Annotated in this window: 12 protein-coding genes; 7 read left to right on the top strand and 5 right to left on the bottom strand. The window is 72.4% G+C overall.

Features of this window, described 5'->3' with window-relative positions; all coding sequences use genetic code 11:
* The first annotated feature begins 450 nt into the window (after window positions 1–450).
* On the top strand, window positions 451–879 hold the full coding sequence (locus G5C62_RS22415; protein WP_164702745.1) for an SRPBCC family protein: 429 nt from the start codon (window positions 451–453) through the stop codon (window positions 877–879).
* A 45-nt stretch (window positions 880–924) separates the two neighbouring features.
* On the opposite strand, the gene G5C62_RS27630 is transcribed toward G5C62_RS22415, so the two are convergent.
* The gene (locus tag G5C62_RS27630) at window positions 925–2,358 is read right to left on the bottom strand and encodes a lipase family protein (RefSeq protein WP_241176064.1); all 1,434 of its coding nucleotides are present in this window, start codon (window positions 2,356–2,358) and stop codon (window positions 925–927) included.
* Window positions 2,359–2,804: 446 nt separating this feature from the next.
* On the opposite strand from G5C62_RS27630, the gene G5C62_RS22405 reads away from it, so the two are divergent.
* Together G5C62_RS22405 and G5C62_RS22400 are read left to right on the top strand one after the other, a co-directional pair.
* Entirely contained in the window at window positions 2,805–3,854 is a 1,050-nt protein-coding gene (locus G5C62_RS22405; RefSeq protein WP_206330794.1) for a YdcF family protein, read from the top strand.
* A 115-nt stretch (window positions 3,855–3,969) separates the two neighbouring features.
* Window positions 3,970–5,106, top strand: a complete 1,137-nt coding sequence (locus G5C62_RS22400; protein ID WP_164702743.1) for a VanZ family protein — start codon at window positions 3,970–3,972, stop codon at window positions 5,104–5,106.
* 64 nt (window positions 5,107–5,170) lie between these two features.
* Here G5C62_RS22400 and G5C62_RS22395 read toward each other — a convergent pair whose 3' ends face one another.
* Together G5C62_RS22395 and G5C62_RS22390 are read right to left on the bottom strand one after the other, a co-directional pair.
* Complete coding sequence (locus G5C62_RS22395; RefSeq protein WP_164702742.1) at window positions 5,171–5,326, bottom strand: Zn-dependent oxidoreductase; 156 nt, start codon at window positions 5,324–5,326, stop codon at window positions 5,171–5,173.
* Window positions 5,327–5,396: 70 nt separating this feature from the next.
* Complete coding sequence (locus tag G5C62_RS22390; protein WP_164702741.1) at window positions 5,397–6,254, bottom strand: helix-turn-helix domain-containing protein; 858 nt, start codon at window positions 6,252–6,254, stop codon at window positions 5,397–5,399.
* A 138-nt stretch (window positions 6,255–6,392) separates the two neighbouring features.
* Here G5C62_RS22390 and G5C62_RS22385 point away from each other — a divergent pair, with 138 nt between their 5' ends.
* The 3 genes from G5C62_RS22385 (at window position 6,393) to G5C62_RS22375 (ending at window position 8,514) form a co-directional block, all read left to right on the top strand.
* Window positions 6,393–7,076: an SDR family NAD(P)-dependent oxidoreductase gene (locus G5C62_RS22385; RefSeq protein WP_164702740.1), complete on the top strand. Its 684-nt coding sequence runs from the start codon at window positions 6,393–6,395 to the stop codon at window positions 7,074–7,076.
* A gap of 94 nt (window positions 7,077–7,170) precedes the next feature.
* Entirely contained in the window at window positions 7,171–7,863 is a 693-nt protein-coding gene (locus G5C62_RS22380; RefSeq protein WP_164702739.1) for an NADPH-dependent F420 reductase, read from the top strand.
* A gap of 87 nt (window positions 7,864–7,950) precedes the next feature.
* Window positions 7,951–8,514 carry a hypothetical protein gene (locus G5C62_RS22375; RefSeq protein ID WP_164702738.1) on the top strand — a complete coding sequence of 188 codons (564 nt, stop codon included), beginning with the start codon at window positions 7,951–7,953 and terminating at the stop codon, window positions 8,512–8,514.
* Here the strand turns inward: G5C62_RS22375 and G5C62_RS22370 are convergent.
* Entirely contained in the window at window positions 8,489–9,391 is a 903-nt protein-coding gene (locus tag G5C62_RS22370; RefSeq protein ID WP_164702737.1) for an SDR family NAD(P)-dependent oxidoreductase, read from the bottom strand. The two genes, G5C62_RS22375 and G5C62_RS22370, sit on opposite strands and share 26 nt — an antisense overlap.
* Window positions 9,392–9,494: 103 nt before the next feature.
* Between G5C62_RS22370 and G5C62_RS22365 the strand changes: the two genes are divergently transcribed.
* On the top strand, window positions 9,495–10,160 hold the full coding sequence (locus tag G5C62_RS22365) for a TetR/AcrR family transcriptional regulator (protein ID WP_164702736.1): 666 nt from the start codon (window positions 9,495–9,497) through the stop codon (window positions 10,158–10,160).
* A 219-nt stretch (window positions 10,161–10,379) separates the two neighbouring features.
* Here the strand turns inward: G5C62_RS22365 and G5C62_RS22360 are convergent.
* A partial coding sequence (locus G5C62_RS22360; protein WP_164702735.1) for a GAF and ANTAR domain-containing protein occupies window positions 10,380–10,975 on the bottom strand: 596 nt, incomplete at its 5' end.

Here is a 10,975-nt window from a genome sequence, read left to right as displayed (position 1 = left end):
CGTCACCGACACCGACGGCACCACTCAGGAGGTGACCACGCAGCCGACTATCCCGGCGCTCAGCGCCTGACCCGACATGAAGATCACGCGGTAGTCGTCACACACCACGCCGGCGGACTTGACCCAGGGCACCCCGCCACGCGTGTGGTGAGGGGTTCCTGGGCGTCGGGACGAGCGCGTGAGCAGGTCGTGGACGCCGAGTCGGCTCGACGAGCGACCGGCATCCGGGCCGTGCATCCTGGTCATGGGTTCTCGACCGGTCACCCGTCGGCCGGCCTGGAGGAGCGCTCGTGTGCGCCGCCTTCAGGCATCGTCACTTCCTGCGAGGAGTCGGAGCCCATCAGGCTCGAGGCCTCGCGGCACAGGTCCCGGCGAGATGGGGGTCGGCGTCAGGTCCATGACCGGTGAGCCCTGTCGCTGTCGTCTCATGACCTCACGAGGAGCGCCGTGATGCTCACCTATGCCGCACGAGCAGTGTCGGCGGCCCCGCGCCCTGAGTTGTGGTCGCGGTTGCTCGACCCGGCCAGCTGGCCCAGGTGGTCGACCGTCGATGAGCTGGTCCTCGAACGATCCGAGGGGCTGGCACTCGATGGCCGTGACGGCGTCGGCGCCACCCGAGCCTTCCGTACCGGCAAGGTGGTCACGATCGAGGGCATCACCGCTCTCGACCCTCCCCGGCGTTTCGCCTACGAGGGCGTGCGCAGTGCTCTCATCTCCGATTACGTCGCGGTGATCGAACTGGACGAGACGTCCTCCGGGGGAACGGTCATCCGGTGGTCAGGCAGCTACACCGCTCGCTGGGGCACCCGGTGGCTGATGCGTCGCATCATGCGCGGGGTGATGCAGAGGATGGCGGACGGTCTGGCGTCCTGCTCGTGAGCTGCCGACGTCGGCTCAGCGCTGGTTGTCCCGGTCCGGAGTGGGTCACGGGCAGCTGTTGGCCTGGGGGAGGCCGGCCAGCCGTTCCCGCGTCCACTGCTCCAGGTCGGCGTTCAGGGGGGAGTCGGGTTCGAGCACGCCCATGTGCGACCTGTCGGGGTACCTCGTGTACAGCAGGGGGTGCCCGGCAGCGCAGAGCCGGGACACGTAGTCGTCCTGCAGACGGGGGACGATGACCTCGTCCGCGCCTCCCTGGGCCAGGAACAGCGGTGCCTCCCAGGGTCCCGGCGCCACGTTCTCGCGCAGTCGGCGGCCGATCGCGCCGGTCGTCGGGTCCGTCCGGAGGATCGGGGTGTCCGCGGAGACCGCGACGCCGGTCAGGACGGTGACGAGGCTCCCTGGCTCGCTGGTGCAGCGGGCGGCTGCCTCCCGGACGAGCGTCCGCGCCGCCGGGGTGACGTCGTCCAGGGAGATGTCCGGGTACCACCGGCTGTACGCGGCGACCACGAAGGAGATGCCCAGGCTCGCGCCGAGGGCGCCGGGGTGCGCGGTGACGATCTGCGCAAGTGTCAGGGGGTCGCTCGCCGCCGACAGCGCGGCGATCCCGACGACGGCGACGTCCGGCGCGTAGGTCGGGGCGAGCTGGCCGGCCCACAGGGCGGCGTGGCCTCCCTGGGAGTGCCCCCAGATGACCGTCTCCCGGGACAGGTCCAGGTCCGCGACCTGGTGCGCGGCGCGGACGGCGTCCAGGACCGAGCGCCCCTCTCCCTGCCCGATCAGGTACGGGAAGTCCCCCTCGGTGCCCTGGCCGGTGTAGTCGGTGGCGACCATCCCCCACCCGTTGCGGGCCAGGGTGTCCATGGCCGGCATGCCCTCGGTGGAGATGGCGTCACGGCCCAGGCTGGGCGCGCACGCTCGCGCGACACCGACCGTGCCGTGCGCCCAGGCGATCAGGGGGACCGGCCGGCCCGTGGGCTCGGCGGGCACCGCGACCACACCGCTCGCCAGCGCGGGGACGCCGTCGTCCGCGGTCGTCGTGTAGAGGATGCGGTGGGCCTCGAGCCCCGGCGGCAGGTCCCCGCGGTACGGCTCGACCCGCAGCAACTGCCCGGGCTCGTCGGGTAGGGCGTCCGGAGCGTCGTAGAAGCCGTCCAGCACCGGGATGCCCTGCCGGAGCTCGTGGCTCACGGCCAACGTCGTGCCCGCCACGAGCAGGACGACGCCTGCGGCCGTCCACCTCACGGCGGCGGGGCCGCGGGACGGCCGCCGGGCACCCGAGGGGGTTCGACGTGCGACTCCTCGCCAGAGCAGGGAGAGACCGAAGGCGGCGGTGCGCATGCCGAACAGGAACGCGACGACCAGCAGCGTGGCATCGGGCCACGCGAGTGCGACGACGCCGAACGCGATCTCCGACAGGCCGAACACGCTGGACAGCGCCCGGTCCGCGGTCGGGCCGCGGCGCAGGTCGAGCAGCCGCACGGCGCCACTGGCGATGAGCAGGACGGCAACGGAGGGGCCGAGGAGCTCGAGGCTCCGACCGAGCCACCCAGGACGGCGACGCCGGTGAGGACCCAGCCGGCGCCGCTGACGAGTGGCCGCCATCCGGCACCGTCGCGGTGCGTCACGAGGTCACCGACTCCGGAGACGACGCAGCTCAGGCCGATGTAGACACCCAGCACGGTCAACGAGCTGAGCGGGCGCACGGCCAGGAGCACGCCGAGCGCCGTGGTCACCACGCCGACGAGGAGGAGCACCCACGACGGCGCACGGGACATCAGTCCGGGCAGTGCCCTGACGCGGCGGTTCAGGCGGCGGTACGGGCTCCCGACCGGCATGACCGCACCCTAGGGGCCGCCCACCTGCACATCGCCCGAGTGGCCCGAGTGCGCTGCACGCGCTCGCGACCGGGGTGATTGGATCGAGGAGTGGGCCCGCCGACGGAGTTCGCCGCGCGGGATCTGGCTCCGCTCCTCGGGGTCCTCGTCGTGGGCGCAGCGCTGCTCTGGTCGCTGCGGAGGGACCCGCGGGCCCTCCGCAACGGCGTCCTGGTGGTCCTCCTCGTCCACTACCTGTTGGGCTCGGTCGCCCTGCTGACCGCGCGGTCGACCGAACTGGAGGTCGTCACCGGCGTCGTCCTCCTCGCGGTGGCAGCACTGGTCGGGCTCGGGCTGGCCCTGCTGCCGCTGCTCCTGGTCGTCGACGGTGTCCTGGTGCTGCGCCGGGAGAGCAGATCGCTGGCCAACGCCCTCTCCCTGCTGGCAGGGCTGTCGATGATCGGCTTCCCCGTCGTCCTCGTCGCTCTGCTCCGGCACGAGAACCCCGTGACCGGTGCCCTGGCGGTGGGCCTGCTGACCGCGCAGGCCTGCGCCGGCCTGCTCTTCCTGGCCTTCGCGACGCACACCGCGCTCTACGCCTGGCTCGCCCGGCGGGCCGAGGCCCGAGCAGTCATCGTGCTCGGGGCCGGTCTGGTCGGAGGGGAGGTCTCGCCGTTGCTCGCCGCGCGCCTGCGCCGTGCCGTCACCGCCGTCGAGGAGCGGAGGAGACGGACGGGTGCGCTGCCGATCGTCCCCAGCGGTGGCCAGGGCCCCGACGAGCCGCGCGCCGAGGGAGTCGCCATGGCCGAGTGGCTGCGCCGGCACGGCATCGCCGACGAGGACGTCCTCGTGGAGGGCCGGTCACGCAACACGCGGGAGAACCTCCGGTTCAGCGCGCGGCTGCTGGAGCAACGAGGTGTGCCGGGGCCCTACCTGATAGTCACCAGCAACTACCACGCTCCTCGCGCGGCGCTGCTCGCGCGGCGGTTGGGGATCGACGCCCAGGCGATCGGTTGCCCGACCGCGCTCTACTACTGGCCCAGCGCCTACCTCCGGGAGTTCGTCGCGGTGATGCTCGACCACCGCGCCCTGCTCGCGCTCTCCGGACTCGCCGTGGTGGGCATGGCCGGCCTGGCCGGGCTGTCCCTGGCTGCGGCCTGACCACCGGCCTCGTGCACGCATCGAGGCGGCCGAGACGGACGTCGGGCGCCGACGCCCGGTCCGGGGGGATGCACGGCATGCGGGTGGGACATGCACGGTCGACGAGGGAGCCGATGTGACCACGGTGCTCGACGCCTTCCGCGGGCAGCTCAGCCTGGGCGCGGTCCTCGCCCTGCTGGCGCTGGGAGTTCTGGCCGTCCCGGTGCTGGTCGTGCAGTACCGACGGTTCGGGGTGGTCGACCGGGGGCGTGCGGCGGGCTTCTACCTCTTCGCCGTCTACGCCGTCTTCGTGGTCGCGCTGACGTTGCTCCCACTGCCGTCACCCGATGACGTGGTCTGCGTCGGGAGGAACCTGGAGCCGTTCGCCTTCGTCGGGGCCGTTCGCGGCGACCTCGCCGAGGGGCACTCCCCGTTGTCCAGTCCCGCCCTGTTCCAGCTGCTCTACAACGTCGCGATGTTCGTCCCCGGTGGTGTGCTGCTCCGGCGTTCCTTCCGGTGGTCGCTTCCCCGGGTCCTCGTGGTCGCACTGGCGGCCTCCGCGGCGATCGAGGCGGTCCAGGGCAGCGGCGTCCTCGGTCTCTACGACTGCGCCTACCGCGTCCTCGACGTCGACGACGTCCTGACCAACGTCGGCGGCGCCCTCATCGGCGCTCTGCTGGCGCCGGCGGTCGTGGTGGTGCCGCACCCGGGCCACGGGGCGGCGCGCTCGGGCCGGTCCGGTCCGTTGCGCCGAGCGACCGCTGCGGCGGTCGACTTCCTGCTCGTCGGCCTCCTCGACGGCGGCTCACTGATCGGGCTGGGCGTCTCACTGCTGTTCGTCTTCGTCGCCGTCCCGGTCCTCGCCGGCGGCGCGACCCCCGGGCAGCGCCTGGTGCGGGCCGCAGTGGTGCAGTGGGACGGCCGCCCCGCCGCACGTCGTGCACTGCTCGTGCGGGGCGTCCTGGTCTCGGGGCCGTGGTTCGTCGTCGCTGCGTTCTCGCGGTGGTCCGGTGACAGGGCCGCCGAGCTGCCCGGCCTCGTCGTCGTGGCACCACTGGTCCTGTGGGCCGGCCTGGTCGCCGCGGTCATCGGCACCGTCGCCCTCCGACGGGACGACCGAGCACCTCAGGACCTGCTGACCGGTACCGACCTGCGCGTCAGCGCGCGGGGCCGTGACAGTGTGCGGTCGGGGCCGCGGAGGAACCGGCGTGAGGCGGCGTGCCGGTGGGCGGTCCGCTGGGCTGCGCGTCGAGCCGGTGCGGTAGCTCGCTGACCGCGACGGCCATCCCCCGGGCGCTGCGGCGCACTGCGTGGGGACGACGGGCCCGTGCGTGACGTCAGTTGCCGGACACCCGGTGGTGGGTGTCGGCGAAGTTCACCCCCGCCGAGCTGATGTCGAACAGCTGCTCGCCGTCGCCTGGAGTGGGGTCGGGGAGGTCGACGACGTCCATGACCTCGGGGCCGCCGAAGCGGGTCAGCTGCACAGCACGCACGTCCCGACCGTAGGTGCTCGGCTGCCGGCCGGCCTGCGTGGTGTCGTGGGGCTCCTGCTCGGCGGCGTCGTCAGCTGCGCCGTGCGACGTCGGGCTCGGTGCCCGACGTGGGCAGGGCGGCGGAGGCCAGGAGCGACAGCTTGTCCGCGGCATCCGAACCGGCGTCCGGGTGGTAGACGACCAGCATCAGGTGGTCGGTGCCGTTGATGGCCAGGCGCTCCCGGTTGAGCGTCATGTCCCCGACCTGGGGGTGGTCGAGCCGGATCGGCGTCCCCCACTGTCGGCGCACCTCGTGCCGTGGCCACAGCTGCCGGAACCGCGAGCTGGCCAGCGTCAGCTCGCCGGTGAGCTCGATGAACCGGGGGTCGTCGCCGTCGGTGCCGACGGCCTGCCGGAGGTTCGCGATGAAGCACTCCGTGACGCGCTCCCACTCCGGGTGCAGCGCCTGCTGGCCGGGATCGAGGAACAGGTCGCGCAGCTGGTTCCCCCCGACGGCGAGGCCGGGGGACAGCGCGGTCGCCATGCGGTTCGCGGCCAGGATGTCGAAGTAGCGGTCCTCGATGAAGGCCGGCTGCACGAGGGAGTCCAGGAGCTTGAGCACTCCCGCCGGCGGGTTCTCCTTGCGCGGCCGGCGCTTCCGCTGCCGGGGGACCTCCGCGACCAGCGTCAGCAGGTGGGCGAAGTGGTCGTCGTCGAGCTGCAGCACTCGGGCGATGGACTCCAGCACCTGCAGGGACGGGTGACGGTCGCGGCCCCGTTCCAGCCGGAGGTAGTAGTCGGCGCTGATGCCGGACAGGAGGGCGACCTCCTCCCGCCGCAGTCCCGGCACCCGCCGCACACCGCCGTCGGGGATGCCCGCCTGCTGGGGCGTCACCAGCTCGCGCCGGGCACGCAGGAAGGCCCCGAGCGGATTCGCCGACTCGTCCACGCCAGCGACCCTAGGCCGCCGGCAGTGATCAGCGGGGGCACTGTCAGACCCCAGGCTGCAGAGGGCTCTGGGTGACTCCGTTCCCGGTCCATAGCGTCCACGACGGCCCCATCGGGCGGACCACTGCGAGAGGACGCCATGACCGTCACCCTGATCACCGGCGCCAACAAGGGCATCGGGTTCGAGACCGCCGGACAGCTCGTGGAGCTGGGGCACATCGTCTACATCGGCGCGCGGGACGTCGAGCGCGGCGAGAAGGCCGCCGCCGAGATCGGGGCGCGATCCGTCCAGCTGGACGTCACCGACGACGCGTCGGTAGGCCGCGCCCTGGCGGCGATCGACGCGGCCGAGGGGCGCCTCGACGTCCTGGTCCACAACGCGGGCGTCCTGGAGACCGGGCTCGACGGCCCGGCGGCGCTGCGCTCGTTCGACACGAACGCGGTGGGAATCGTGCGCGTCACGGAGGCGGCACTGCCCCTGCTCCGCAGGTCGTCGACCCCGAACGTCGTCGTCATCTCCAGCAGCGCCGGGTCGTTCTGGGCGGTCACCAACCCCGAGCGGCCGGAGTTCGGGCTGCCGCTCGCGCTCTACTCGGCGTCCAAGGCCGCAGCCACCATGCTGACGGTGCAGTACGCCAAGGCACACCCGGGCATCAGGTTCAACGCCCTCGAGCCGGGCACCACCGCGACCGACATGACCGCGGCGTTCGGGATCGGGCGACCGGTCGAGGCGAGCGCCCGAGTCGTCGTGCGGCTGGTCACCTCGGGCCCGGACGGCCCGACGGGGACCCTGCAGGACGAGGCCGGGGAACTGCCCTGGTGAGCACCCGCGAGGCCTCCCAGCGATGCCCGAGGTCGAGGAGCGCCTCGCGAGGAGGCAAGGCCGGGGCCGGCCCACGAGACGAGGAGCTCCGACCATGACGACCATCGGCATCCTCGGCGCCGGGCAGGCAGGGAGCACGCTCGCCCGGGCGTCGATCACGGCCGGCTACGACGTCGTGATCGCGAACTCGCGAGGCCCCGAGTCGCTCACAGGCCTGATCAGCGAACTGGGCCCACGGGCGCGGGCTGCGCACGCAGCAGAGGCCGCGGCGGCGGCCGACTTCGCGGTCACCGCGTTCCCCTACGCACCCTCCGCCCGGTTACCGGTCGAGGAGCTCCGGGGGAAGGTCGTGATCGACAACAACAACTACATGGTCTGGCGTGACGGGCACATCCCCGAGGTCGATCTCGGCCGCACGACGATCCACGAGCTGCGCCAGGAGCAGCTGCCCGCGTCGAAGGTCGTGAAGGCCTTCTCGCACGTCCAGTTCCACGCGCGCCATCCGATCCGCGTCCCGAGCGACGAGCTGCCTGGCCTGCTCCGGCTGGCCAGGCCAGCCGGTGCACGCGACCGGAAGGCGTTGGTCGTCTCCAGCGACTTCCCGGACGCCGTCGAGCTCGTCACCCGCTTCTATGACGATCTCGGGTTCGATGCGGTCGACAACAGCCCTCTGAGCGGATCCTGGCGCAGCGCCCCCGGCACGCCGATGTGGCGCCATCACGTCGACGGACAGAGTCGCGAGGAGCTCATCCAGGACCTCCGGCGCGCCGACCGGATCATCAGCTGATCGCGGACCGTGCCTCGCCTGGCTGTCACGGGCCGGCGCGCGTAGTACACGAGGGCGGGCGGGAGGTTCCGCCACACGGTTCGGCCGATGAGCACCTCCTCGAACCGCGCCTCCAGTTCCCGGCGGAACCGCCGGGCGGCGGGCGTCCCACCGGCTGTGTACGTACGCGAAGGTGGTGAACACGCCATTCGGCGAGAGACCGGTGACCAGCGCGTCGAGCAGCTGCTCTTGCTGCTGCGGCCGGAAGGCGGCCCACGGCAGGCCGCTGACGACGACGTCGGCGTGCGCGATGCCGCGGTCGGTGAGCACCGTGCCGAGCTCGGCGGCGTCTGCCTGGACCACCGCGACGGCTGGGTGCCGGGTGGACAGAGCCCTGGCCAGCCGTGCGTTGACCTCGATCGCAAGCTGTCGGCCCCGTCCAGCGAGCCGCTGCTCGATGGCTGTCGTCATCACCCCGGTGCCAGGGCCCAGCTCGACGACGACGACAGCTGCGCCCGTTGGGACCGGTGCGATGGCGGCGCGGGTCAGCGCTCTCCCGCTGGCCGCGACAGCACCGATCGTCATGGGCGCTCGGAGGAACTCGCGCGGGATCGACAGGTCGAGGCACCTCGTCGACGAGGGGTGCTCAGACACCGAACGTCACGCCCGTGAGGTCCTCGGAGACGGCCCACAGTCGCTGCTGGACCGCGAGGTCGTAGGACTCCGGGCTGGACGTGACGAGCCGGGGGTGACCGCGGACCTCGCCGCGGCCGCCGGGACCGTAGTACTGCCCGCCGAGGACGGCCGGGTCGGTCGCGGCCCGCAGCGTCGGCAGGGCGCCCATCGCGGCCGGCTGGGTGAGGAACGGAGCCAGCCGGTCCATCGGCGCCCGGACCGCGGTGGGGGAGTTGCGCACCAGTTCGGTGTTCGACACCCCGGGGTGTGCGGCCGCAGCGACGGTGGTCGTGCCGTGCGCCGCGAGCCGGCGCTGTAGCTCGTAGGTGAACATCAGGTTGGCGAGCTTGGACTGCCCGTACGCGCCGGCCCGGGAGTACGCGCGTTCCCACTGCAGGTCGTCGAAGTGGATCGCCGCACGGATGCGGTGGCCGACGCTGCTGACCGTCACCACGCGCGAACCAGGAACGGGCAACAGCAGGTCGAGCAGCAGCCCCGTGAGTGCGAAGTGGCCCAGGTGGTTGGTGCCGAACTGCCGTTCGAAACCGTCCCGGGTCGTCTGCTTCGGGGTGTACATCACCCCGGCGTTGTTGATGAGCAGGTCGATGCGCGGGTGCGCGGCGCGCAGCTCGGCCGCGGCCGCGTGGACCGATTCCAGCGACGTCAGGTCGAGCCGCTGCACGGTGACGTCGCCGGCCATCCGGGCCGCTGCCTGCCGGCCCTTGTCGACGTCCCGCACGGCGAGCACCACCGCGGCGCCCCGTGCGGCGAGGGCCTTGGCGGTCTCGAAGCCCAGACCGGTGTTGGCGCCGGTCACGACCGCCACCCGGCCGTGCTGGTCGGGGATGTCGCGCGTCGTCCAGTCTGTGCTCATGCCGTCCTCCTGAAGAGACCAGTGGTCTGTTACGTCGGAAGACGCTAAGAGACCACTGGTCTGTTGTCAAGAGACCGGTGGTCTGAAATGCTAGGGTCGCGTCGTGACCTTCCATCGGGCCCGCAGCGAGGAGCAGCGCGCGGTGCGGCGTCGCGCGATCCTGGCCACGGCGGCCGCCATGCTCGACGAGATGCCGGTGGCCGACGTCAGCCTCAACGAGCTGAGCCGCCGCGTCGGCCTGGCGAAGTCGAACGTGCTGCGCTACTTCGACTCCCGCGAAGGCGTGCTGCTGGAGCTGATGGACTCCGTGCTGCTGGACTGGCTCGCCGAGTTGACCGACGACCTCGCCACCGGGATCGACACGGGTCTGCCGCTGGAGCCGCGGGCCGAGCAGCTGTCTGCGGTGCTGGCCCGGTCACTGGCGGGGAACCGGGTGTTGTGCGACCTGGTGGGGGCGCAGGGCGGCGTCCTGGAGCGCAACGTCACCGTCGAGGTCGTCACGCGCCACAAGCGCACGGCCCTGACCCGGCTCTCCGCCGCGGCCGACCTCCTGCGCCGGTACGTGCCGGAGCTCGGCGACGCGGCCGAGACGTTCTGCTTCCAGGCGATGGTCCTGGCCGGCGCCCTGGCGCCCTACAGCTCGCCGCCGCCCGGCGTACGGGCCGCCTACGAGGCCGAACCGGCGCTCGCCGTCCTGCACCTGGAACTGCAGGACTCCCTGCAGCTGGCGATCCGGACCATGCTGTTGGGGGCTGTGCCGCGCGGCTGACGCTGCGGCTCTGACTGCACCGACCGACCTGGTCGCTCCTCCCGAGTGACCAGGTCAGTTGCAGGACGCCCGGTGGTGGGTGCCGGCTGAGTCCGCCCCGCACGAGGAGATGTCGTAGCGGGGTCTGGCCCTCGCGGGGGACGGGGTCGGGGAGGTCCACGACGTCGAGGACCTCAGGGCCGCCGGAGCGGGTGATCTGGACGTCGCTCGCTCAGCGACTCACCGGCGGTGTCGCGGCTGCACGAGCTCCCCGGTCGCCACCAGGTGATCGGCGACCTCCCGGAGCTTTCTGTTGGTCCCTTGCGAGGCATGGACCAGGACCTGGAACGCCTGTTCCGCGGTCAGCTCGTGCCGCTCCATGAGGATGCCCTTGGCCTGGTCGATGACCGAGCGGGACTGCATGGCCACCTCCAGGTTGTCGGCGACGTCCCGGGCCGTCTGGTAGGCGTGCATGTTGCTGATGCTGACCGCCGCTGCGCGGGCGAACTCCTCGGCGGCCGTCCGGGTGTCGTCGTCGAAGGCGCGCGGTTCGGTGGCATAGACGTTCAGCCCCGCCTGCAGGCCCGTCATCGGCAGCGGCACCGACAGCGAGCTGCGACTGCCGCGCTCGACCGCTCGGGAGATGTAGTCGGGCCACCGGGTGTCGCTGCGGGCGTCGGTGATCTCGACGAGTTCCCCGGTGGTCGCGGCGTGCAGGCAGGGGCCGTGGCCGCGCTCGTACTGGGACTCGTCCAGGTCCAGGGCCAGCTGGCCGCTGTACACGGCAGTGGTTGGACGGTTGCCGACGACGAGGGTGATCGACGAGTCCACGTACC

Source organism: Modestobacter sp. KNN46-3, assembly GCF_011039295.1.
The sequence above is the reverse complement of the archived record's forward strand: the minus strand, read 5'-3'. Positions and strand labels throughout refer to the sequence as shown.